23 protein-coding genes and 2 pseudogenes are annotated in these 24,744 nt (G+C 43.9%); 20 read left to right on the top strand and 5 right to left on the bottom strand.

The genetic code is table 11. The annotated features are described in order from the left end of the window. On the top strand, positions 1 to 160 hold a 160-nt coding region (locus ACKI4H_RS10490; protein ID WP_407305560.1), incomplete at its 5' end, for a 4Fe-4S dicluster domain-containing protein. Positions 161 to 839: 679 nt separating this feature from the next. Next, positions 840 to 1,277: a DUF2147 domain-containing protein gene (locus ACKI4H_RS10495; protein WP_407305561.1), complete on the top strand. Its 438-nt coding sequence runs from the start codon at positions 840 to 842 to the stop codon at positions 1,275 to 1,277. Between the two features lie 133 nt (positions 1,278 to 1,410). Here the strand turns inward: ACKI4H_RS10495 and ACKI4H_RS10500 are convergent, their stop codons facing one another. Together ACKI4H_RS10500 and ACKI4H_RS10505 are read right to left on the bottom strand one after the other, a co-directional pair. Beyond that, positions 1,411 to 3,102, bottom strand: a complete 1,692-nt coding sequence (locus ACKI4H_RS10500) for an AMP-binding protein (protein ID WP_407305540.1) — start codon at positions 3,100 to 3,102, stop codon at positions 1,411 to 1,413. Between the two features lie 100 nt (positions 3,103 to 3,202). Further along, positions 3,203 to 3,829 carry a TetR/AcrR family transcriptional regulator gene (locus ACKI4H_RS10505; RefSeq protein WP_407305541.1) on the bottom strand — a complete coding sequence of 209 codons (627 nt, stop codon included), beginning with the start codon at positions 3,827 to 3,829 and terminating at the stop codon, positions 3,203 to 3,205. Positions 3,830 to 3,978: 149 nt separating this feature from the next. Between ACKI4H_RS10505 and ACKI4H_RS10510 the strand changes: the two genes are divergently transcribed. From ACKI4H_RS10510 to ACKI4H_RS10550, 9 genes and pseudogenes are all read left to right on the top strand, one after another. Then, positions 3,979 to 5,151: an isovaleryl-CoA dehydrogenase gene (locus ACKI4H_RS10510; RefSeq protein ID WP_407305542.1), complete on the top strand. Its 1,173-nt coding sequence runs from the start codon at positions 3,979 to 3,981 to the stop codon at positions 5,149 to 5,151. Positions 5,152 to 5,193: 42 nt separating this feature from the next. Continuing rightward, positions 5,194 to 6,795, top strand: coding sequence for a carboxyl transferase domain-containing protein (locus ACKI4H_RS10515; RefSeq protein ID WP_407305543.1), 1,602 nt, complete (start codon positions 5,194 to 5,196; stop codon positions 6,793 to 6,795). Positions 6,796 to 6,807: 12 nt separating this feature from the next. Then, positions 6,808 to 7,608 (top strand): enoyl-CoA hydratase/isomerase family protein, encoded by an 801-nt coding sequence (locus tag ACKI4H_RS10520; protein WP_407305544.1) that lies wholly within the window; start codon positions 6,808 to 6,810, stop codon positions 7,606 to 7,608. Between the two features lie 13 nt (positions 7,609 to 7,621). Next, positions 7,622 to 9,616, top strand: a complete 1,995-nt coding sequence (locus ACKI4H_RS10525) for an acetyl-CoA carboxylase biotin carboxylase subunit (protein WP_407305545.1) — start codon at positions 7,622 to 7,624, stop codon at positions 9,614 to 9,616. Continuing rightward, positions 9,613 to 10,515 carry a hydroxymethylglutaryl-CoA lyase gene (locus ACKI4H_RS10530; RefSeq protein WP_407305546.1) on the top strand — a complete coding sequence of 301 codons (903 nt, stop codon included), beginning with the start codon at positions 9,613 to 9,615 and terminating at the stop codon, positions 10,513 to 10,515. The genes ACKI4H_RS10525 and ACKI4H_RS10530 overlap by 4 nt, the downstream gene beginning before the upstream one ends. Before the next feature lie 108 nt (positions 10,516 to 10,623). Further along, a complete protein-coding gene (locus ACKI4H_RS10535) occupies positions 10,624 to 11,331 on the top strand; it encodes a CoA transferase subunit A (RefSeq protein ID WP_407305547.1) in 708 nt (235 codons plus the stop codon). Next, entirely contained in the window at positions 11,332 to 11,961 is a 630-nt protein-coding gene (locus ACKI4H_RS10540) for a CoA transferase subunit B (protein WP_407305548.1), read from the top strand. 130 nt (positions 11,962 to 12,091) lie between these two features. Continuing rightward, positions 12,092 to 12,223: pseudogene (locus tag ACKI4H_RS10545) on the top strand (hypothetical protein); the annotation flags it as partial. A 20-nt stretch (positions 12,224 to 12,243) separates the two neighbouring features. Beyond that, positions 12,244 to 12,665 (top strand): annotated as a pseudogene (locus ACKI4H_RS10550) (DUF4198 domain-containing protein); the annotation flags it as partial. Between the two features lie 116 nt (positions 12,666 to 12,781). Here the strand turns inward: ACKI4H_RS10550 and ACKI4H_RS10555 are convergent. The 3 genes from ACKI4H_RS10555 to ACKI4H_RS10565 all read right to left on the bottom strand — a co-directional run bounded on the left by ACKI4H_RS10555 (position 12,782) and on the right by ACKI4H_RS10565 (position 16,706). Further along, a complete protein-coding gene (locus ACKI4H_RS10555; RefSeq protein WP_407305549.1) occupies positions 12,782 to 14,089 on the bottom strand; it encodes a DcaP family trimeric outer membrane transporter in 1,308 nt (435 codons plus the stop codon). 108 nt (positions 14,090 to 14,197) lie between these two features. Further along, the gene (locus ACKI4H_RS10560) at positions 14,198 to 15,571 is read right to left on the bottom strand and encodes an aromatic acid/H+ symport family MFS transporter (protein ID WP_407305550.1); all 1,374 of its coding nucleotides are present in this window, start codon (positions 15,569 to 15,571) and stop codon (positions 14,198 to 14,200) included. A 220-nt stretch (positions 15,572 to 15,791) separates the two neighbouring features. Further along, positions 15,792 to 16,706, bottom strand: a complete 915-nt coding sequence (locus tag ACKI4H_RS10565) for a LysR family transcriptional regulator (RefSeq protein WP_216935458.1) — start codon at positions 16,704 to 16,706, stop codon at positions 15,792 to 15,794. Positions 16,707 to 16,821: 115 nt separating this feature from the next. Between ACKI4H_RS10565 and ACKI4H_RS10570 the strand changes: the two genes are divergently transcribed. The 9 genes from ACKI4H_RS10570 to ACKI4H_RS10610 form a co-directional block, all read left to right on the top strand. Further along, the gene (locus ACKI4H_RS10570) at positions 16,822 to 17,931 is read left to right on the top strand and encodes a muconate/chloromuconate family cycloisomerase (protein WP_407305551.1); all 1,110 of its coding nucleotides are present in this window, start codon (positions 16,822 to 16,824) and stop codon (positions 17,929 to 17,931) included. Between the two features lie 13 nt (positions 17,932 to 17,944). Further along, the gene (gene catC / locus ACKI4H_RS10575) at positions 17,945 to 18,235 is read left to right on the top strand and encodes a muconolactone Delta-isomerase (RefSeq protein ID WP_407305552.1); all 291 of its coding nucleotides are present in this window, start codon (positions 17,945 to 17,947) and stop codon (positions 18,233 to 18,235) included. 153 nt (positions 18,236 to 18,388) lie between these two features. Further along, positions 18,389 to 19,309, top strand: coding sequence for a catechol 1,2-dioxygenase (gene catA / locus ACKI4H_RS10580; protein WP_407305553.1), 921 nt, complete (start codon positions 18,389 to 18,391; stop codon positions 19,307 to 19,309). Between the two features lie 71 nt (positions 19,310 to 19,380). Then, the gene (gene benA / locus ACKI4H_RS10585) at positions 19,381 to 20,769 is read left to right on the top strand and encodes a benzoate 1,2-dioxygenase large subunit (protein WP_407305554.1); all 1,389 of its coding nucleotides are present in this window, start codon (positions 19,381 to 19,383) and stop codon (positions 20,767 to 20,769) included. Further along, the gene (gene benB, locus ACKI4H_RS10590) at positions 20,766 to 21,257 is read left to right on the top strand and encodes a benzoate 1,2-dioxygenase small subunit (RefSeq protein WP_407305555.1); all 492 of its coding nucleotides are present in this window, start codon (positions 20,766 to 20,768) and stop codon (positions 21,255 to 21,257) included. Before benA ends, benB begins: the two co-directional genes overlap by 4 nt. Before the next feature lie 92 nt (positions 21,258 to 21,349). Next, complete coding sequence (gene benC, locus ACKI4H_RS10595; protein WP_407305556.1) at positions 21,350 to 22,366, top strand: benzoate 1,2-dioxygenase electron transfer component BenC; 1,017 nt, start codon at positions 21,350 to 21,352, stop codon at positions 22,364 to 22,366. An 18-nt stretch (positions 22,367 to 22,384) separates the two neighbouring features. Next, positions 22,385 to 23,176, top strand: coding sequence for a benzoate diol dehydrogenase BenD (gene benD, locus ACKI4H_RS10600; RefSeq protein WP_407305557.1), 792 nt, complete (start codon positions 22,385 to 22,387; stop codon positions 23,174 to 23,176). Positions 23,177 to 23,228: 52 nt separating this feature from the next. Next, positions 23,229 to 24,449, top strand: a complete 1,221-nt coding sequence (gene benE / locus ACKI4H_RS10605; RefSeq protein ID WP_407305558.1) for a benzoate/H(+) symporter BenE — start codon at positions 23,229 to 23,231, stop codon at positions 24,447 to 24,449. Between the two features lie 37 nt (positions 24,450 to 24,486). Beyond that, the coding region (locus ACKI4H_RS10610; protein ID WP_407305559.1) for a 3-oxoacid CoA-transferase subunit A at positions 24,487 to 24,744 on the top strand (258 nt) is incomplete at its 3' end.

Raw genomic sequence — 24,744 nt, forward strand, 5'->3', positions numbered from 1 at the left:
GGTCTATGAAATCATGGAAAACAATGACGGTTCCAAGCGTTTCCAGATCAATGCAGCCAACTGTGTGCACTGCAAGACTTGTGACATCAAGGATCCTTCACAGAACATCACCTGGGTAACGCCGGAAGGCGGTGGTGGTCCGAACTACCCTAACATGTAATGTTAGAGTAATTCTTGCGAAGCAGTGCTCTCATATCCGGATATATGTTCAGGGCAGTTTTCATTGCAGCGCATACCCAACTATGTAGTTGTTATTCAATAACGCTTCATTTATTTTTTAGGTAATCTGAGTCTCCAAGGAGGCTCAGATTAAAAATATCTTTACTGACTTTTCATATACTTTTCGCATGATGTTGAAATCAAATATTCTTCATTTCAATGAAATTTCTTATTAAACTCTTATTTGATACAGACAAAAAATCTTTATCTATAAAAAATTTCCCATCCCCTACTAAGAAAAATTATACATTTATGTAAATAAATTGTCATAAAAACGATTGCTAAATAAAGTGCCCGCACTTTTATTCAAGCCTTATATTATCTTGTTGATATAATAAAAATATTAGGTGATATAAATTTAATCTTAATTAATATAAGGCAATGTTCAATGATTCTATTGATTGACCAATTCCTTTATCTGGGTAAAGGCTAAAAACACAAATACATGAAAAATCCATAATAAATACTATTTTATTTATCATAATCGTGACTGAACATAGTTCTTCAATGCACGTTTTTCCAAGTAGAAGCTCTGTATATGTAATTCATAACTTCTATGAGTATTGAAGAAAAATAGTGTTGAAGAAAAACTTACTCAAATCAGTTGAGGTCTAATGATGATAAAAACAACTCTAAGCGTATTAGGACTATCTTTAGTTTCTAGCCTAGCTCTAGCTTCCGATCCATTACATGGCACTAAATGGAAAACTATCGATGATGAAACCAAAAAACCGTTATCGATTGTTCAATTTACTGAAACCTCGAGTGGTGTACTGTCTGCAAAAATTGTAGATGTACTGGAAGGCACTGAAGGTGAAAAATGCACCAAATGTGTAGGTAAATTTCATAACAAGCCCATTGAAGGCGTACAGATTGTTTCAGGTTTGAAAAAATCTGCCAATAATGTCTATGACGGCGGGAAAATTACCGACCCTAAAAATGGTAAAACTTATAGTTTTAATGCCAAGTTATCTCCAGATGGTAAAACCTTAGCGGGTCGTGGCTATATTGGTGTTTCTGCCTTAGGACGTAACCAGACCTGGATTCGTGTAAATTAATCTAAATTGATGTATCAAAAAAAGCGACTTATTAAAGTCGCTTTTTTATAGGTATCGATCCTCATTCTGCTCCTCCCGTTATTGATTAATATCGGGAGGTAGACAGATTTTAAGAACCAATCATGGATCAATATTAAGCAATATCTTCCAGTAAATTCAGTTCCTGACGCATCAATTCCTGCAATTTAAATTTTTGCGCCTTGCCTGAAGCGGTCATTGGAAATTCAGTAAAGAAACGCACATATCGCGGTACTTTATTATGCGAAATATGCTCTGCACAATACTGACGAATTGCTTCTTCATTGATCTGATGATGCTCGTGCAGGATAATACACGCACAAAGTTCCTCGCCATATCTTGGATCTGGCAGACCAATTACCTGAACATCCGAAACATCCGGATGGGTATATAAAAAGTCTTCAATCTCTTTCGGGAACAAGTTCTCGCCGCCACGAATGACCACATCTTTAATTCGGCCTTTGATTTTTACAAAGCCCTCTTCGTCCATTTCGGCAATATCACCGGTATGCATCCACTTGGCCACATCAATCACTTCCTGAGTCTTGTCATTGTCTTCCCAATAGCCGAGCATGACTGAATAACCGCGCACGCACAATTCACCAAGTTTTCCACGTGGCACCACTTTGCCATTTTCATCAACAATCTTGATTTCAAGATGTGGATGGACACGGCCGACTGTTCCAACACGACGCTCCACCAAATCTGAAGTCGAACTTTGAACACTGACCGGTGCAGTTTCAGTCATGCCATAGCAAATGGTAATTTCGGTCATATGCATACGGTCAATCACGCGCTGCATAATTTCACGTGGACATGGACTGCCCGCCATAATGCCGGTACGAAGGCTTGAAAGATCAAACTCATCGAACTGCTCGTTCTCAAGCATGGCAATAAACATGGTCGGAACGCCATAGGCTGCGGTACATTTTTCTTGCTGAATCGTCTTTAAGGTGTCGAGCGGATTAAATACTGCCGATGGATAGACCATGGTTGAACCATGGGTAATGCAGGCCAAGTTCCCCATCACCATGCCAAAACAGTGGAATAAAGGAACCGAAATACACACCCGATCCTGTGGGGTGAGATGAATCGCTTCACCGACAAAATAGCCATTATTCAAAATATTATTGTGCGTCAGCATGGTTCCTTTCGGATTACCCGTGGTGCCGGAAGTAAATTGAATATTAATGGTTTCATCAAACTGCAAATCAGCGGCAATGGCGTGTAACTGATCTAACTGTACAGCAGTCGGTTCTGGCAATAAATCAGCAAAACGGTGAATACCGCTATGCTGTTCATGGTCAATTTTAATAATGTGCTTTAAATGCGGGAGTTTTTGAGAAGAAAGCAGTTTATCTGTCGATTGGGTAATTTCAGGGGCAATTTTAGTCAAGATATCCTGATAATTGCTGCTCTTAAATTGAGGGGCAATGACCAATGCCTTGCATGAAACTTTATTGAGTACATATTCAAGTTCACTGCTTTTATACGCGGGATTCAAATTGACTAAAATCATGCCGGCTTTAAATGCTGCAAATTGTGTAATGGTCCATTCCACACAATTGGGTGACCAAATCGCGATTCGATCGCCCTTTCCCAGGCCCAATTGAAGCAGACTGCAAGCAAATGCATTGACTTGATCCTGTAGCTGTTTATAGCTTAAGCGTACATTTTGATGCACGCTAACCACAGCATCCTGTTCAGCATATTGCTGGCACGCCTGATCAAACTTCTCACCAATGGTCATCCCAAGTAAAGGCTGACTGCTTGTTCCATAGGCATAACTTAACCGTACTTGTGTCATTGAATCACTCTCCTTGATTCTTTGTAATTATGATTCTTTCACTTTAATTTTTTTGACTCAGACGATTTTCCCAAACAGCCTTGTTTTTGTGTTTAACCGATCAATTTTCCTCCTTTAAGCAAACTCCACTGACACAAAAATCGGCAATCTGTTTGACAAAATAGTCTTTATACGCCTGATCAAACCTGACATTTTTAGAAGGATTTAACGGTTCAATGACCACAAAAGTCATTGCGCCAACTACACACAGCGCTGCGGTATTTAAATCTTCAAATCCAAACTCGCCATTGATTTTACCTTCGGCAAGTATTTCATTAATGCTCTGTTTAATCAGTTGTTTACTGCGAAAACGCTCATGTTCTATCGAAGCATCGACAGGTTCAAACATCAGCGAATAAGCAAGCTGAGGACTGTTTAATGCACGTTTGACGAAAGTTGATACTGCTTTGTGTAATTTTTCAGTGACTGGCAGATTACTTGCAGCAATGTTATTCAAAATTTGAATTTCATGCTGAATGGCATCCGACAATACTTCAATTAACACCTGGCTTTTATTATCGAAATAACGATAAACCAGACCACTGGATACGCCTGCACGCTCAGCAATCGCCTGAATTTGTGCATCCTTAAATCCCCCTTGAGCAATCAGTTCACGAGCAGACTGCAAAATCGTTTCACGGTTTTGCTCCATTCGCTCCTGCATCAATGATGATCTTTTATAACTCATAATCTTATTCTCAACCAGATAAAATGAATTGTAAATCATTTTGTGAATTTAGATTCACTTTTTTAAAAAATAGTTGTATTGTAAAAATCAAGCACAACAAAAATGCTTTTTTTGGAACAACAAATATAACCATCAGGATGAATGAAGAAATGAATCTACAAAGCTTAAATTTCGGTTTGGATGAAACGCTAGTTGCCTTACAAGATTCAATCGCAGCATTCTGTGCAAAGGAGATTGCACCGATTGCTCAGCAAGTTGACCAAGACAATAAATTCCCCGCTCACCTCTGGAAAAAATTTGGTGATATGGGACTGCTTGGTCTGACTGTCAGTGAAGAATACGGTGGTACTAACCTTGGTTATTTGGCCCATATTATTGCCATGCAGGAAATTTCCCGTGCATCAGCATCAATAGGCTTGTCTTACGGCGCCCATTCTAACTTATGTATCAATCAAATTAATCGAAATGGTTCTGAACAACAAAAACAAAAGTACTTGCCTAAACTGATTTCTGGCGATTTTGTCGGTGCTCTGGCGATGTCGGAACCCAATGCCGGCTCAGACGTGGTCAGCATGAAACTCAAAGCCGAAGACCAAGGTGATCATTACCTGCTGAATGGTTCAAAAATGTGGATCACCAATGGTGGCGATGCTGATGTATTGGTGGTCTATGCCAAAACCGACCTGAAAGCCGGTTCTAAAGGCATGACGGCTTTTCTGGTTGAAAAAGGCATGCCGGGTTTTAGTCATGGCACCCATTTAGACAAACTGGGAATGCGTGGTTCAAACACCTACCCGCTTTTCTTCGACAATGTAAAAGTACCGAAAGAAAATGTGCTGGGCGGTGTGGGCAATGGCACCAAAGTTTTAATGAGTGGTTTGGACTATGAACGTGCGGTTTTAAGTGCCGGTCCACTGGGCATTATGGATGCCTGCCTGGACACGGTGATTCCTTATATTCATGACCGCAAACAGTTTGGTCAGGCACTTGGTGAGTTCCAGTTGATGCAAGGCAAAATTGCAGATATGTATTCAACTTGGCTGGCATGTAAAGCACTGGTGTATGCAGTGGGCGCGGAATGTGACAAGGCGGAACATAGCCGCAGCCTGCGTAAAGATGCCGCAAGTGCGATTTTATATGCCGCTGAAAAAGCCACCTGGATGGCAGGTGAAACCATTCAAACTTTAGGCGGTAATGGTTATATCAATGAATTTGCAGCAGGCCGTTTATGGCGCGATGCCAAACTTTATGAAATTGGTGCGGGAACTTCTGAAATCCGCCGCATGCTGATTGGTCGTGAACTGTTTAATGAAACAGCTTAAATCGCGGTCCGTGAGTACACTGAATAACAAGGAAGTTCGAGAATGAATATATTACAAAGCAAAATTAATATTCGAAGCGAAGATTTTAAAACCAACCAAACTGCGATGCAGGTTTTGGTTGATGATTTAAAACAAAAAGCCCAGCAGATCGCTTTAGGCGGCGGCGAAAAAGCCCGTGAAAAACATTTGGCTCGCGGCAAACTTTTACCGCGCGAACGCGTCGATCATCTGATTGATGCCGGAACTGCCTTTTTAGAAATTGGGCAACTGGCGGCTTATCAAGTCTATCCGGACGATGTGCCTGCTGCTGGCGTAATTGCCGGAATTGGTCAGGTGAATGGCGTGACCTGCATGATTGTGGCCAATGATGCCACAGTGAAAGGTGGAACCTACTATCCACTCACGGTGAAGAAACATTTACGCGCTCAAGAGATTGCTGAACAAAACCATTTGCCATGTATTTATCTGGTCGATTCAGGTGGTGCTTACTTACCCATGCAGGATGAAGTGTTCCCGGATCGTGATCACTTCGGCCGTATTTTCTATAACCAGGCGCGTATGTCGAGCCAAGGCATTGCCCAAATTGCGGTAGTGATGGGAAGCTGTACCGCAGGTGGTGCTTATGTGCCTGCGATGTCGGATGAAACCATTATCGTGCGTAATCAAGGTACGATTTTCCTCGGTGGTCCACCTTTGGTAAAAGCTGCAACTGGCGAGGTGGTCAGTTCTGAGGACTTGGGTGGTGGTGATGTGCATACCCGTCTATCAGGCGTGGCCGATCATCTGGCTGAAAGCGATGAACATGCAATTGCGATTGCCCGTAATATTGTGGCAAATTTAAATAAAAAACCCAATAAAACTGCAGATGAGATTGAAGCGCCATTATTTGATGCACAGGAACTGTATGGCGTAGTGCCAAGTGATGCACGTAAGCCATTTGATGTGCGTGAAGTGATTGCCCGTATTGTCGATGGTTCACGTTTTGACGAATTTAAAGCCCGTTTTGGGACGACTTTAATCACAGGTTTTGCCGAACTTTTCGGCATGAAAGTCGGCATCATTGCCAATAACGGCATTCTGTTTTCTGAATCTGCACAAAAAGGCGCGCATTTCATTGAACTGTGTACCCAGCGCAATATTCCCCTACTCTTTATTCAAAACATTACCGGTTTTATGGTCGGTCGCCAGTATGAAAATGAGGGTATCGCCAAAAATGGCGCCAAACTGGTGATGGCGGTTGCCAATGCCAATGTACCGAAACTGACCTTGGTGATTGGCGGTTCATTTGGTGCCGGCAACTATGGCATGTGTGGTCGCGCCTATTCTCCGCGTTTCCTTTGGACATGGCCAAACTCGCGTATTTCGGTGATGGGCGGTGAACAGGCATCAAGCGTTCTATCCACTTTAAAGCGCGATCAGATTGAGCAAAAAGGTGAAAGCTGGTCAGCGGAACAGGAAGATCAATTTAAACAACCGATTCGTGATCAATACGAGCGTCAAGGTCATCCTTATTATGCTTCAGCGCGTCTTTGGGATGATGGTGTGATTGATCCTGCACAAACGCGTCAGGTCTTGGGCTTAAGTTTGGCAGCTGCGCTAAATGCACCGATTTTACCAACTAAATTTGGCGTATTTCGCATGTAAGGGATGAAAAAAATGACCTACCAATTTTTACAGCTCGAACAGCAGAATCAGGTGGCTACGGTCTGGATTAACCGTGCTGAACTCCACAATGCCTTTAATACTCAGGTGATTGAAGAACTGCATGCCTGCTTTCAAGCTTTAAATAACCGTGATGATGTACGTGTCGTGGTTTTGGCCGGACGTGGTAAAAGCTTTTCAGCCGGCGCCGATCTGAACTGGATGAAACAGGCCGGACAAGCATCTCAAGCGGAAAATGAAGCCGATGCCCTAAAGCTGGCAAAAATGTTGCAAAGTTTGGCGACTTTAAAACAGCCGACCATTGCTCGTGTACACGGGATTGCTTTTGGTGGTGGTATGGGTCTGGCCTCAGCTTGTGATATCTGTATTGCCAGCACGGACGCCAAGTTTGCCACTTCCGAGGTTCGTTTAGGTCTCGCACCATCGACCATTAGCCCTTATGTAATTCGTGCCATCGGTGCGCGTCAGGCTTCACGCTATTTCTTAACCGCTGAACGCATTACCGCCGAACAAGCCAAGACTATAGGTTTAGTCCATGAGGTTGCAGCGGCAGAAGAACTGGATAGCAAGATTGATGAAATTGTTCAAGCCTTGCTTTTGGGTGGCCCTGAAGCACAGGCATCATCCAAACAGCTGATTCAACTGGTCGACCAGCAGGTATTAACTGAAGAATTACTGCTGCAAACCGCACAACATATTGCCCATGTACGCCAAGGATCAGAGGCTAAAAATGGCTTGAGTGCTTTTTTAGATAAGCAAAGTCCTTCTTGGATTATCTCTACAGCAGAACAATAATAAGGATCATACAATGTTTGAAAAAATCTTAATTGCAAACCGTGGTGAAATCGCCTGCCGTGTGATTCGTAGTGCAAAAAAACTCGGAATCGCAACGGTAGCTGTCTATTCAGATGCCGATGCACAATCGCAGCATGTAAAGCTGGCCGATGAAGCCATCTATATTGGTGAATCTCCTGCTGCACAAAGTTATTTACAGATTGATCGCATTATTCAGGCAGCGATAGATACCGGTGCTCAAGCGATTCATCCGGGCTATGGTTTCTTGTCGGAAAATGACCAGTTTGCCGAAGCCTGCCAGGCCAATAACATTACCTTTATTGGTCCACCAGTCGCCGCTATTTTGGCCATGGGTTTAAAAGCGACTTCAAAAGCCTTGATGGAAAAAGCCGGTGTTCCGCTGACGCCGGGTTATCATGGCAGCAATCAGGATGCTGAATTTTTAAAGCAACAGGCTGATGGCATTGGCTATCCGGTGCTGATTAAAGCCAGTGCCGGTGGCGGTGGTAAAGGCATGCGTCTGGTGGAACGCAGTGAAGATTTCTTAAGTTCACTGGCTTCTTGTAAAAGCGAAGCCAAATCCAGCTTTGGTAATGATGAAGTTCTGATTGAACGCTATGTGATTAATCCGCGTCATATTGAAGTGCAAGTCTTTGGTGACTCACATGGCAATTACGTGCACTTATTTGAACGGGATTGTTCAGTACAGCGCCGTCATCAAAAAGTGCTTGAAGAAGCGCCGGCTCCACTGGTTTCACAAGACAAACTCGATGCCATGCGCCAAGCCGCAATTGATGCCGCGCGTGCGGTTGATTATGTCGGTGCCGGCACGGTCGAGTTCATTGTTGAACAAGACGGAACCGCGTATTTCATGGAAATGAATACCCGTCTACAGGTTGAGCATCCGGTTACTGAAATGATCACCGGTGTTGATTTGGTAGAATGGCAATTACGTGTAGCCTTTGGTGAGCCATTACCAAAACAGCAAGACCAGTTAAAAATTCATGGTCATGCCATTGAAGCACGTGTTTATGCAGAAGAGCCCGAAAAAGGCTTTATTCCTGCAATTGGTCAGATCAACTATCTACACTACCCTGAACAAAATCAAAATGTGCGAGTCGACAGCGGTATTGTTCAAGGCGATGAAATCAGCAGCTATTACGATCCGATGATTGCCAAACTGATTGTTTGGGGTGAAAACCGTGAAGCCGCTTTATTGCAAATGCATCATGCCTTAGGTCAGTTCCATGTTGATGGTTTGGGTAATAATATTGCCTTCTTGGATAGGATCATTCGTTGTGATTCATTTAAAAAAGCCGAATTGGATACCAATCTGATTCAACGTGAAGATGAGTTCCTGTTTAAAAATATTCCATCGCTGCAACCTGAGCTGGTTGTTGCAACGGCATTGACCGAGTTATTGCTGCGTTTTAGCAAAAATAAACCGGCAAGCAATCCGGTCTGGCAAAGTGAAACGCTATGGCGCGTGAATATCAGCCCAAGCTATGCCATTAAATTAAAGCTCGATGACGCGCTATTTCAGGTCAATTTAAGCGCTGAAAAAGAAGGTTTTGTTGCCGAATATCAAGGTGAAAAATTCCATATTTCCGGACAGCTTTTAAATAGCAATACCGCGCATTTCAATATTAATGGCAAACAAGACAAAATTGCGTTTAGTCGAAATACACACGGCATCACCATTTTTAAAAATGGTCAAAGCCACAAGTTTGGTTATCTGAATCAGAAATTCAGTTCTGAGGATGCACAAAGTACTGAAGGCAACTTAAAAGCGCCAATGCCAGGTGTAATTACCCAAGTCCTGGTTGCGGCTAACGATCAGGTGAAGAAAGACGATGTGCTGATGACCCTTGAAGCCATGAAAATGGAATATTCAATTCGTGCACCGCATGACGGCATCATTGCAGCTTCCTATTTCCAGGCTGGTGACCAGGTCAAAGCCGGTGATGAACTGGTGGAGTTTCAAGCCCTGGTGGAGGAAGTTGCATGAGTGAATTTGTTAAAATCGTTGAAGTCGGTCCGCGCGATGGTCTGCAAAACGAAAAGATGCCTCTTACGCTTGAACAACGCAAAGACTTTATTCTGGATTTAATGCAAACAGGCTTGAAGTCGATTGAAGTCGGTTCCTGTGTTTCGGCAAAGTGGGTGCCGCAAATGGCAGAAAGTGATGAGCTTTTTGCCCAATTACCACAAGATCCCAATATTCAGTTCAGCCTTCTGACCCCAAATTTGAAAGGTTTTGAGTCTGCACTGGCAGTTGGCTGTAAAGAGGTTGCGGTCTTTACCGCAGCTTCTGAAAGTTTTACCCGCAAGAACATCAACTGTTCCATTGACGAAAGCTTTGAAAAGTTTGCAGATGTCATGGCAGCAGCCAAAGCCAATGATATTAAAGTTCGCGGCTATGTCTCCTGTATGGTCGATTGTCCCTATGAAGGCACAATAGATCCTCAGCAAGTGGTCAAAGTCAGCAAGCGCTTACTGGATATGGGCTGCTATGAAGTGTCTTTGGGTGAAACCATTGGCACCGCCACCCCGGATCGGGTCAAAATGGTTTGGGATACCTGCCTTGCTGAATTAGACAGCCAGGTTCTAGCGGGTCATTTTCATAATACTTACGGCATGGCGATTGCCAATATCTATCAATCGCTTAATCAAGGCATACGGGTATTTGATTCTTCGATTGCCGGTTTAGGCGGTTGTCCGTATGCCAAAGGTGCTTCGGGCAATGTTGCCACGGAAGACTTGTACTATCTCTTGTCCAAGATGGGCTTTGAAACCGGTATTAATCTGGATGCCTTGATGCAGGCTAGCCGAAACATCAGTCAGGGGTTGAATCGCAACAATCCATCGAATTATGCCAATGCCTATTGGCAAACAAAATGTGCTTAAAACAAAACTGCATGATTTTCTCATCGCCAAAAAATCATGCAGGAAGTTTATAAAAAGTTAAAGTTCGGTCATACACGGACTGACCATGGATAAAAAAAGAGGGATCAAATGCCAAACAAAGTTTATGCAAATGCACAAGCTGCATTACAAGATATTATCAAAGATGGTCAAACTTTAGCGGTCGGTGGTTTTGGTTTATGTGGTATTCCGGAAGCTTTAATTGCCGCGCTTAAAGATACGGGGGCCAAACAACTGACCTGTATTTCCAATAATGCCGGTGTGGATGGTTTCGGCTTGGGGCTTTTGCTAGAGACCAAACAGATTAAAAAAATGATTTCATCTTATGTGGGTGAAAATAAAGAATTTGAACGTCAGTATTTAAACGGTGAACTGGAAGTTGAACTGACTCCGCAAGGCACACTGGCCGAAAAACTTCGTGCCGGCGGCTCCGGTATTCCAGCCTTTTTTACCCAGACCGGTGTGGGAACGCTGATTGCCGAAGGTAAAGAAGTCCGTGAATTTGAGGGCAAGGAATATATTCTGGAAAATTCCTTAACTGCCGATATTGCCTTGATCAAAGCCTATAAAGCAGATAAAGCCGGCAATTTGATTTTCCGTAAAACGGCACAAAACTTTAACCCGGTCTGTGCCATGGCTGGGAAAATCAGCATTGCTGAAGTGGAAGAAATTGTGGAAATTGGCGATTTAGATCCTGATGAAATTCATCTTCCCGGCATTTATATCAACCGGATTATTTTAAACTCCTGTCCTGAAAAACGCATCGAACAAATGACATTAAAAGCGGAGGCGGTATAAATGGCTTGGACTCGTAATGAAATGGCACAGCGTGCCGCTTTGGAACTGGAAGATGGTTTCTACGTTAATTTAGGCATTGGCTTGCCGACACTGGTTGCAAACTATATTCCTGAACATATGGATGTCTGGTTACAGTCAGAAAATGGCTTGCTCGGAATTGGTGAATTTCCAACGCAGGAAACTGTCGATGCCGACCTAATCAATGCCGGCAAACAAACGGTCACTGCGCGTAAAGGTGCCGCTTTTTTCTCCAGTGCGGACTCCTTCGCCATGATTCGTGGCGGGCATGTCAACATTGCCATTTTAGGTGCCATGGAAGTTTCCCAAACTGGTGATTTGGCCAATTGGATGATTCCGGGTAAAAAAGTCAAAGGCATGGGCGGTGCCATGGATCTGGTTGCAGGTGTGCAAAAAGTGGTGGTGTTGATGGAACACTGCGCCAAAGATGGCACGCCAAAAATTGTGCAGCAATGTGCCCTGCCACTGACCGGTAAGGGCGTGGTACACCGGATTATTAGTGACTTAGGTGTACTCGATATTACCGCTGAAGGCGTCAAACTGGTCGAACTGGCAAAAGAGGTCAGCTTTGAAGACATTCAAAAAGTCACCGGTGTAAAACTGCTTCAATAATACTGTGTTGCTGTGATCTTCTATTCCCATTCTCCCTTAAAGCTGACTGAAGTTTTAAGGGGAAATCGTTTTATAGCATAGATTTGCCTATTCAATAATTGTAATGAGAACAAAAAAAAGAGCTTTTACGATGGATAATTCTCAAAATATCTTGCAAAGATTTGCCTTAAAGGTCAGTGACTGGTCAGAAAAATAATTCCCCGACTCCTATATTTTTGCACTTTTAGGTGTGGTCATTAGGATGATTACTGCTATGGGCCTATAAAAATTCCCTGCTTCCCCCAACCACCCCGTATAATTGCAGCGGATCAAGTGCCTACAAATGTGAAAACGTTTGAAGGGGCGAATCAATTTATTGCGAAAGTTAGGTTAACAAAGGTAAACCTTCTGTACTTCCAGCATCAGGCAAGCAAGGCTTTGAGTTCAAGTTACTGACTCATCCAAATGGGTTATATTCAGGTGAATCATTAAAAGCACAGGTTTTAGTGGATGATAAACCGGTTCCAAATCTTGAAATTGATGTATTTAAAGATACCGCCAATTACGAACCAAATGCAAAACGTGAACAGCCACATGTAAAAACCAATGCGAAAGGTGAAGTCGACATTAAACTTGATCAAATCGGTATTTATTTAATTACTGCGTCTTATCCAGAAGCCAATGCAGATGCCAAAAAGAAACCGGCAACAGAAAACTGTAGCTAGGGCTTAACGGTTGAAGTCACAGAATAATTTTAATGGATAGATAAAATCTAAAAAAGATTCATATAACAAAGCCTCTATTTTCAAATAGAGGCTTTGTTATTAGTCGTTATAGAATATTAAAAGTTATAAATTGCAACTGCATTTATGCGGTTGTCTTCACCGGTCTTACTGCCGTTTGGCGCAGCAGCAAAAGCTTCACGTTCACCATAAACGTATTCAAGACCAAAACTTAACGGTTTGGTTGGACTATAGAAAACATTTGCCCAAGCTTGCCAAAGATCTTTATTCGCTGAACTCTTGTTACTTAAAGCATCAATATAGTCTTGATCATCATCAAAACTCATATAACCATAGCCTAATGTACCACGCAATTTTTCAGTAAATTGCTGGGTCAAGCCCACTGAAATCGAGTCAAATTCACTTTGTAAAAGGTCACCATTTGCTGCTGCAATAACACCAGGATTGGCATAAGAAACAAAACTGCTATCGCCTTTGACATGATAGTAGTCAGCTTTGAGTGTTGTGCCTGGTACGACATCATACTTGGCGCCTAAACCAAGACCCCATGCCGTTTTTTCATCTTCGTTGATACGTTTTTCATGGCCCATGGCACGCGCACTTACTCTAAGGTTATCAGCAAATTTATGGTTCAAACGTGCCGTTACAGCAGGTAGCCGCTGTTTGATGGAACCATCTTTCGGATCTTCTACTGCAAGTACCAGATTGGTAGCAGGGCTGAAAGTACTGATATGACGAACTTGTGGAGTCCGTTTAATTGATCCACCGGCATAAACTAAAGCATCTACGGTTTCCGGGATATAATCAGGTACCGCAAAGTTCGACCAGGTTTGACCGATCAACCAGTTAGCATAGCTCATATAAGCGTGACGAATACGTAAGTTATCAAAGCCGGCGCCGCCCAAAAAGTCCACTTCAACTTTACCGCTCAGGGCTTTATCTCCAGCACCGACCGGTGCTTTAAAATCCATACCTAAACGGGTTGCAGAAAGTGTTGACTTGAATTCATCGCTGCGCTCGCCTGCTCCTTTGAGGGGAACCGCATTAATCTGGTTATACATGCGTGCTGCTGAACCACCTTCAGCCTGATAAGAGGCATCGGCACGGATATTGCCATACAAATTAAACTCGGCACCACTGGCAATTTTCATCACAGGTTTAGTTGCAGGCGCACTTACTGGTACTGGTGCAATTACCGTCGCTGTCTGAGCTTGCTGCTGTTCAACCAGTGCGCGTAAAGCCTGAACTTCCTGACGAAGTTGTTCAATTTCCTGCTGGTTCGACTGGGCTGGGGTTTGTGCTTGGATCGATAAGCTGATGCCCCCTAAGCTCATTGCCATCATGCTCATCAGAACTGTGCGCTTTAACGTGATTGTTGGTTTATTAAATAATTGTGTCGTGTTCATCCTAAACTCGCTTTTTATTATGCGTTTCGATTCTAGCAACAGATCACCACCGGTTACGATGGCGATCTATATCATTGGCAATATTATCTTTATTGATTGAAATCTAACTTAATGTATTGCTTCTTTTGTCAATAGATCTGGATTTGCGCTAGACGTTGCAAGGGCTTGGCCATCTACGGAGGTTTTCAAGTTCACCAGGAAAATTGCCAATGCAGCGATTACGCCAGGAATCGCAATTGCAAAGAAGTTCATTTGATGTGGTAAATTCATGGTTAATAAAGCGCCAGTGAGTACCGGACCGACAATCGCACCAATACGTCCAATGCCTGATGCCCAGCCCATACCGGTAGAACGTACCGTCGATGGATAATACTGTGCCACAAAGGTATAGAGCAGAATTTGTGAGCCAATCGTTGCAGCACCTGCCACAGCAATCAAGGTATACAACACGAATTGCGGACTGTTAAAGCCAAGCAGAATTAATGCAATGGCACCGCATAAGAACATAATGGTCAAAACTTTTTTGATATGGAATTTATCCGCGAGATATCCACCACCAATCGCACCTACCATTCCACCAATATTCAGCGCGAACAGGAAGATCATACTTGCACCCAGCGAGTAACCTGCCTGAATCATCAGTTTTGGCAACCAGCTACCCAGTGCGTAGACCATCAACAAGCACATAAAGAATGCCAGCCAGAACATAAATGTACTGAAGCTACGACCTTGTTGAAACAGGGCTTTTAATGGTGCTTCATCCCCTTTTTGCACTTCATTGAGTACAAACTGGGTGTCACTGGTGATCACCTGTGTTGGAGATATTTTTTGAATAATATCGTGTGCTTTGACCGTCTGTTGCTTGTTGGTGAGATACATCAGGGATTCTGGCAAGAATTTCCAAATTACTGGCAAAAGGAGCAGTGGAATACCCGCAAGCAGAAACATGATTTTCCAGCCAAATTGTGGCACCAGCCAAGCACCTAATAATGCAGAAGTCATCCCGCCAATCGCATAACCACTAAACATCAGGGCAACCAGCGTACTGCGGATACGTTTAGGGGCATATTCGGTCATCAATGCCACCACGTTAGGCATGACACCCCCAATACCGAGGCCAGCCAGAAAACGTAAAATCCCGAATTCAACTGGAGACGTGGCAAAGGCACCTATGAAGGTAAAACCACTAAAAATGGCCACACAGATCATGATGGTTTTTTTCCGGCCTAACTTGTCAGATAAAGTTCCGAAAGTCATGGCACCGAACATCATCCCGAATAAGGCAGTACTGGCCAGCATCCCTGCTTGTACTGCACTGAGCGACCATTCCTGCATGAGTAGTGGCAATGCCACCCCATAAATAACCAGGTCATAACCATCAAAAATAATGATCAGCAAACACCAGATCAGTACCCCCCAATGAAAGGGCGTAAACTTTGCCTCATCAATCAGCGTATTTATATTAACTTTATTTGTAGACATCTCCACCTCCAAATTGTGAAGTTCAATTTATGAATGCCACAATGGAGAAAATGCGAAAGAATGTCCAAAACTGAATAGGCATGCTTCTATACCTATAAAGTCTGGCTTAAGTTAAGTCACTAAATTTATTAAAAAATATATTATAATAATCTTAATTTAGCCTGTACTTATATCGGTTTATTCATTGTACTCGATGGATCATTCCCGGTGAATTGAATCGTTAAAATACCGAACGATCATACTTAATTGCTTCCAGATCATAGACTTGGTAGACCGCATCAAACAAATAACGGATGTATTCACTTTCATCCATATTACGGATAGCCATGAATACTGGACTGACAGCGAACTCATCTAGAAGCGGAATAAAGTTTAGGTGGGCCAATTTAATATTTTGTGCACTTTCCGGCACGATACAAATCCCTTCTCCGGCAGCTACAAAGCCTAGTGCCAACTGTAATTCACGTACGATACGGATATTTTTGGGTTCTAACCCATACTCAGAAAATATACCGCGTACCTGGGTGGCGAAATTCGCTTTGCCACTATTCGGATATAAAAACAGTTGTTGATCAATCAATTCTGAAAGATTTAAGCCTTCTACCCGTTGTGCCATGATATGACTGGAGTGTGCAGCGACCATCAGCCGTTCCTCACGCAGCAATACCCGTTTTACTGCCGGATCTGAAATTCTTAACCGCCCAAAACCTACATCAATCCGCCCTTCTTTCAGCGCCTGAATCTGTTCATGGGTGTTCATTTCCATCATCTCGATCTTGAGATATGGATGTTGCTGTTTGAATAAAAACAGAATGCGCGACAGTAAACCAAACAATAAAGAGCCAACAAAACCAATGGTTATGGTCCGATCTGTAATGCCAATTCGCTTGGTCATCGACTTGATCTCTTCCGCATTAGACAAAAGTTTAACAGCATGCTGGTAAAAGAATTGACCGGCTTCAGTGGTTTTTAGCGGACGGCTACCACGCTCAAAGAGCTGAATATCGAGTTCTTGTTCCAGATTTTGGATCTGTCGGCTTAAAGGTGGTTGAGCAATAAACAGTTTTTCTGCCGCTTTGGTAAAACTTTGTTCTTCGACGACGGCAACGAAGTAACGTAAATGTCTGAGTTCCATGGCTCTTAATACCTTTAAAGTATAAAAAAATGCTAAATCGATCTTAGACCAATCAACATTATTCTTTTAAGGTATATCAAATCCAAGCATTAAAGCAAGAATGTGAACCCGTATTATGTATAAGTCAGTTGAAACCTTGCTGGTAGAAATTCCAACCATTCGCCCTCACAAGATGGCAGTGGCAACGATGCAAACCCAGACCCTGGTATTGGTCAAAATCACCACTGAAGATGGTTACATCGGCTGGGGTGAAGCTACGACTATCGGTGGCTTAGGTTATGGTGATGAAAGCCCGGAAAGCGTCAAAGTTAATATCGAAACTTATTTCGCACCACTTTTAAAAACATTATCTGATTTAAATGTTGCACAGACATTACAAACAATCAAAAAGAATATTAATGGTAACCGTTTTGCCAAATGTGCAATGCAAACTGCACTTTTGGATATACAGGCCCAACGTTTAGGTTTGCCATTAAGCGAAATCCTCGGTGGCCGCTTACGTGACAGTATCCCAGTACTTTGGGTATTGGCTTCTGGTAATACCGAAAAAGATATTGCTGAAGCACAGAAAATGATTGCGGCAAAACGTCACAACATTTTCAAACTTAAGATCGGTTCCCGTCCAGTTGAAGAAGATGTTGAACATGTGCTTGCAATCAAGAAAGCCTTAGGGAAAGACGTTTCGATCCGTGTCGATGTGAACCGTGCCTGGTCAGAACTTGAAGCCATTAAAGGCATTCAATTATTGCAAGATGGCGGTGTTGACTTAATAGAACAGCCATGTGCAATTGATAACCTGGATGCCATGCGCCGTCTGACCCGACGTTTTGATGTTGCGATTATGGCAGACGAATCATTAATGGGTCCGCACTCCGCTTATGAAATTGCCAAGCAAAACGGTTCATCTGTTTTCGCAGTCAAAGTTGCCCAGTCAGGTGGTCTGATTGAAGGTTGTGAAGTTGGCAAGATTGCCAGACTGGCCGGTATTGACCTGTACGGCGGCACGATGCTGGAAGGTCCGGTCGGCACAATCGCATCCGCACATGTATTTTCAACCTTTGAAACGCTCGCCTTTGGTACTGAACTGTTTGGTCCTTTGCTGCTGACTGAAGATATTTTAAAAACCCCACTCAACTATCAAAACTTTGAACTTGAGATTCCAAAAGAATCAGGTCTGGGAGTTGAGTTGGATGAAAACAAGATTGACAACTTGCGTCGTCAGTAATCAGGAGAAACCCATGCTTTTTCATGTACGTATGGATGTAAACATTCCACGTAATCTGCCTGTTGAACAGGTAAATGAAATTAAGGCTGTTGAAAAAGCCTATTCACAGGAATTACAGCGTCAAGGCAAATGGCGCCATATCTGGCGCATCACGGGCCAATATTCAAACATCAGTATTTTTGATGTTGAAAGCAATGAAGAGTTGCACAACCTGTTACAGGGCTTGCCACTCTACCCTTACATGAATATTGAAGTGATGGCATTAAACCGTCACCCGTCTTCAGTTCGAGATGACGACAGTTAATTGAATGAGCGGATTGGGAGTCACCGGATTCCCCTTCCAAATCGAAAACAGAGGGTATTTCAACAAGGATTGTGGCCAGCCAAATTTAGCCAGCCAATAAAAGCTAAAAAGTGCGCCACGAAAAGATGAAAAACATACTTTAGGAGCAATAGTATGAATCGCCAAGAAATTGATGCATTAGTTAAGCAAATGAACGTTGATACAGCGACAGGTCCTGTAGATGAACGTGTACAGCAAGTCGTTGTGCGTTTATTAGGTGATCTTTTCCAGGCTATCGAAGATCTTGATATTTCTCAGTCAGAACTATGGAAAGGCCTGGAATACTTTACTGATGCCGGTCAAGCCAACGAATTAGGTTTATTGGCTGCAGGCTTAGGGCTGGAACATTACTTAGACTTACGTGCTGATGAAGCAGATGCTAAAGCAGGTATTACTGGCGGTACGCCACGTACGATTGAAGGTCCGCTATATGTAGCTGGCGCACCTGAAACAGTAAGCTTTGCCCGTATGGATGATGGTTCTGAAGAAGGTAAAATCCCGACTTTAATCATTGAAGGTACAGTGACTGATACTAATGGCAATCTCGTTGAAGGTGCCAAAGTTGAAGTCTGGCATGCCAACAGCCTGGGCAACTATTCATTCTTTGACAAGTCACAGTCTGACTTTAACCTGCGTCGCAGCATCATTACTGCTACCGATGGTCAATATACTGCATTAACGACAATGCCAGTCGGCTATGGCTGTCCTCCAGAAGGTACCACCCAGTTCGTGCTGGACAAATTAGGCCGTCATGGTAACCGTCCATCACACGTCCATTACTTTGTGTCTGCACCGGGTTACCGCAAGCTGACCACTCAATTCAATATTGAAGGCGACCAGTACCTGTGGGATGACTTTGCATTCGCTACCCGTGAAGGCCTGGTTGCAACTGCGGTTGACGTAACTGATGAAGCTGAAATTGCAAAACGTGGCTTAAACGGTCCTTTCAAACACATTCAATTCAATGTTGAACTTGTGAAAGAACAAGCTGCTGCACCGACCACAGAAGTTGATCGTCGCCGCGCTAGCGCTTAATACACTATGGAAGCGGGATAAGTCTTGAGATATATCCCGCTGACTTCCCCCTGGAAAGTCGGAGAAAGGACATGCCTCGTATTCCCGTAATTAACACCAGCTATTTAGACCGCATTGACGAATTACTGGTTGATGATTTTGAATCTGGTGAATTTAAACTACACCGCTCAGTATTCACAGACCAAGCTCTGTTTGACCTCGAGATGAAATACATCTTTGAAGGCAACTGGGTTTATCTCGCGCATGAAAGCCAAATTCCAAAAAATAACGACTTCTATACCACCTATATGGGTCGTCAACCGATCATCATTGCACGTAACCGTCAAGGTGAACTGAATGCCATGATCAATGCCTGTTCGCATCGCGGTGCACAATTATGCCGTAACAAGAAAGGCAATAAAGCAACCTATACTTGCCCATTCCATGGCTGGACCTTCAATAACTCAGGTAAGTTATTAAAGGTTAAAGATCCGGCTGAAGCGGGTTATTCAGACTGTTTTAATCAAGACGGTTCGCACGACCTGAAAAAAGTAGCGCGCTTTGAAAACTACAAGGGCTTCCTGTTCGGCAGCCTGAATCCGGATGTTCCTTCGCTGGAAGAATACCTGGGCGAAGCGACCAAAATCATTGACATGATCGTGGGTCAGTCTGAGCAAGGTCTGGAAGTTTTACGTGGTTCTTCGACTTATACTTATGAAGGCAACTGGAAGCTGACTGCTGAAAATGGTGCTGATGGTTATCACGTGTCTGCTGTGCACTGGAATTACGCTGCAACGACTCAGCAACGTAAAGAAAAAGAAGCTGGCGACAACATTCGTGCCATGAGCGCAGGTTCATGGGGCAAGCAAGGCGGTGGTTCTTACGGCTTTGAAAATGGTCACATGCTGCTATGGACGCAATGGGCAAATCCGGAAGACCGACCTAACTTTGCCAAGAAAGACGAATATACCGAGCAATATGGCGAAGCCATGGCGAAGTGGATGATCGAACGTTCACGTAACCTGTGTATCTATCCAAACGTGTACTTCATGGATCAGTTCGGTTCACAAATTCGTGTCCTGCGCCCGATTTCTGTCGATAAGACTGAAGTGACCATTTACTGTATCGCACCTGTGGGTGAAGAACCAGAAGCACGTACGCGTCGTATCCGTCAATATGAAGACTTCTTTAACGCATCAGGTATGGCAACGCCAGACGATCTTGAAGAATTCCGTGCCTGTCAGGCAGGTTATGCCGGTATCGCGCTGGAATGGAATGACATGTGTCGCGGTTCAAAACACTGGATCCATGGCCCGGATGATGCTGCCAACGAAATCGGTTTAAAACCAAAACTTTCTGGCATTAAAACTGAAGACGAAGGTTTATACCTGGCTCAGCACCAGTACTGGTTAGAATTGATGAAAAAAGGTATTGCAACCGAGAAAGAAATTGCAGCAGCCACTGAAGGAGAAAACGCATGAGCGACATCACTTTAGAAAATATTGCTCAGTTCCTGTATCAGGAATCCCGCTTTTTAGATGATGAACAATGGGATGACTGGTTAAGCTGTTATGCCCCTACTGCGTCTTTCTGGATGCCAGCCTGGGATGATGATGACAAGCTGACCACAGACCCCCAGTCTGAAATCTCTTTGATTTATTATCCGGACCGTCAAGGTTTGGAAGACCGCGTGTTCCGTATCAAGACTGAACGTTCGTCTGCCACCATGCCGGATACACGTACCAGTCATAACATCAGCAATATTGAAGTTGTCGAACGTGATGGCGATAAGGTTACTGTACGCTTTAATTGGAATACCTTGAGTTTCCGTTACAAAAACAGCTACAGCTACTTTGGTATGTCACGTTATGAAATCGATTTTTCAGGCGATAAACCACAAATTCTAAGCAAATACGTGGTACTGAAAAACGATTACATCAATCAGGTCATCGACATCTATCACCTCTAAGACTGTTTTATTACAGCCAGGTAAAACCTTTCAGCCAGATGGAAAATTGGCTGAAAGGTCCAGTTACAAAGATTTATATAGGATATTCAGCCATGTCAAACCACAATGTTGCACTTCAATTTGAAGATGGCGTTACACGTTTTATTTCTGTTGCTCAGGGCGAGACCCTGTCTGATGCAGCTTACCGTCAAAAGATCAATATTCCTTTGGACTGCCGTGATGGAGCTTGTGGAACGTGTCGTGCGTTTTGTGAATCAGGTTCATTTGACATGCCTGAAGAAACTTATATTGAAGATGCATTAACACCTGAAGAAGCAGCTGAAGGCTTTATTCTGGCTTGTCAGTGTAAACCAACTTCAGATGCCGTGTTCCAGATTCAGGCTTCTTCAGAAGTGTGTAAAACTGAAATTCATGCCTTCCAGGGTGCGCTGGCTCGTGTAGAAAACCTGTCCGATTCAACTATTACTTTTGATATCCAGTTAGACGAAGGTCAACCAGACATTCATTTCCTGGCAGGTCAATATGTCAATGTCGGAATTCCAGGCACCACAGAAACCCGTTCTTATTCATTCAGCTCAAAACCCGGGAATCGTTTGACTGGTTTCGTAGTACGTAACGTACCGAACGGAAAAATGAGTGAATTCTTAAGCCAAAATGCCAAAGCTGGCGACAAAATGACTTTTACCGGTCCATTTGGTAGTTTTTACCTGCGTCCTGTGACCCGTCCTGTACTGATGCTGGCTGGTGGTACAGGTATTGCACCATTCATGTCAATGCTGCAAGTACTGGAAGAAAAGGGTTCAGAGCATCCAGTCCGCTTAGTGTTTGGTGTTACCAATGACTTTGATCTGGTGGCCCTTGAAAAACTCAATGAACTGCAAGAAAAATTCCCATGGTTCGAATACCGCACTGTAGTGGCAACCCCGGAATCTGCCCATGAGCGTAAAGGCTATGTGACCGGTCATATCGAAAACGAATGGCTGAATGGCGGTGATGTGGATATCTACCTATGTGGTCCGGTACCAATGGTTGAAGCCGTGCGCGGCTGGCTGGATGCCGAAGGTGTAAAACCTACAAGCTTCCTGTTTGAAAAATTCTCTGCCAACTAATTAGAGGGAATTTGTTCAATGTCTAATCGTCAAAGATTTGAAAATAAAGTTGTGATCGTGACCGGTGCCGCACAAGGCATCGGGCGTGGTGTCGCGCTGCAAGTGGCGAGTGAAGGCGCTCAAGTGGTGATGGCTGACCTTTCTCCTTATGTGGAAGAAGTTCTGGCTGAAATTGAAGCCGCTGGCGGTGATGCGATTACTGTAAAAGCCAATCTGGAAACGTTTGCCGGTGCCCAGTCCGTGGTTGAAAAAGCACTGGATACCTATGGTCGTGTGGATGCACTGATTAACAACGTTGGTGGTGCGATCTGGATGAAACCTTTCGAAGAATTTTCTGAAGAGGAAATCATCAAGGAAGTGAACCGTTCATTGTTCCCAACGCTGTGGTGCTGCCGTGCCGTTCTTCCAGAAATGATTAAAAATCAGAAAGGTACAATTGTAAACGTATCTTCTATTGCCACACGTGGTATTAACCGTGTCCCATATTCAGCATCCAAAGGTGGTGTGAACGGTCTGACTGCTTCCCTCGCCTTTGAACATGCCAAAGATGGTATCCGTGTTAACGCAGTTGCCACTGGTGGCACTGAAGCACCCCCACGTAAAGTACCGCGCAATGCCAATCCACTGACTGAATCTGAACAAAAATGGATGCAGCAAGTGGTTGATCAGACCATTGACCGTACGTTTATGGGACGCTATGGCACGATTCAGGAACAAGTGAATGCTATTGTATTCCTGGCTTCCGATGAATCATCTTATATGACAGGTACAGTGGTACCGGTCGGCGGTGGAGATCAGGGCTATTCCTGATCATCACGATTTTCAACAGGCTCATGGTTCGACGCAAGGAGGCACCTCACCAATGAATACCCTGTTTCAGACATTAAAAAATGATTGGTCAATTTCAGCGACTGTTGCAGGATTTTTAGCAGTGCTGATTTCCTATTCAGGACCACTAATCATTTTTTTCCAGGCAGCACAGCAGGCCCAAGTTTCCCCAGACATGATGATTTCATGGATTTGGGGAATTTCTATTGGGGCTGCGCTTGCAGGTATCTTTTTATCAATTAAATACAAAATACCTGTAGTCACCGCCTGGTCTGCGCCCGGAACGGCATTATTAGTCACGCTGTTTCCCTATATTTCACTCAATGAAGCGGTTGCGGCCTATATCACCTCTGCCGTGGTGATTTTTCTCATTGGTATTACCGGTTATTTCGACAAGTTACTGTCCTGGATTCCCCAGGAAGTCGCTGCCGGGATGATGGCTGGAATTTTACTGCAATTTGGTCTAGGGCTGTTTACCGCGACCGATACCATGCCCTACATCGTATTTGGAATGCTGGCGGTATTCTTGCTGGCCAAGCGTTTCAGTCCACGCTATGCCATGGTCTGGGTGCTGGTTGCAGGCGTGGTTTTAAGCATGCTGCTGGGCAAGATTAACCCGGTTACGACAGATTTCAGTCTGGCGATTCCGCAATTTATTGCCCCGGAATGGACCTGGAGTTCGACCCTGAATCTGGCTCTTCCCCTTATTCTCGTCAGCCTGTCTGGCCAGTTTTTACCGGGAATGGCAATCATCAAGATCAGCGGTTATGACATGCCCGCCAAGCCGATCATCACTGCGACCAGTATTGCCTCTCTTGCAGTAGCCTGCGTGGGTGGAATTACCATCGTATTGGCATCGATTACAGCTGCTTTATGCCTGGGTAAAGACGCGCATGAGCTTAAAGAAAAGCGTTATATCGCCGGAGTGGCGAATGGGCTTTTTTACATTTTAGGCGGCCTGTTTGCCGGCAGCATTGTCATGCTGTTTAGCCTGATGCCTAAAGAACTAATTGCGGCTCTGGCAGGACTGGCATTACTCGGTGCGATTGCCACCAACATCTCTATGGCGATGGGCAAAGAGTCACAACGTGATCCAGCACTTATCACTTTTTTAGCAACGGCTTCCGGCATGCATTTCTTGGGACTAAGTTCAGTCTTTTGGGGGATTTGTATTGGCCTGGTAGCACATTTTCTGCTGTCACAGAAAGACCGTAATGCTGTTCCGGTTGCAACATCAGATTCAAAACGAGTTTAAAGACATCCATTAGTTTAGGGTACGTAAGGACCAGATTATGATAGATAAAAGTTCATTATCATTGAAAGAAGCACTCTCCCAGATCAAGGATGGCTCTACCATCATGATTGGTGGATTTGGGACAGCGGGTCAGCCTGCTGAACTGATTGATGGTCTGATCGAACTGGGTGTAAAAGACCTGGTGATTGTTAATAACAATGCAGGTAATGGCGACTATGGGTTGGCCAAGCTGCTCAAAACCGGTGCAGTACACAAGATTATCTGTTCCTTCCCGCGCCAGTCCGACTCCTGGGTA

The sequence above is a fragment of the Acinetobacter sp. genome, assembly GCF_045628685.1.
Taxonomy (GTDB): Bacteria; Pseudomonadota; Gammaproteobacteria; order Pseudomonadales; family Moraxellaceae; genus Acinetobacter.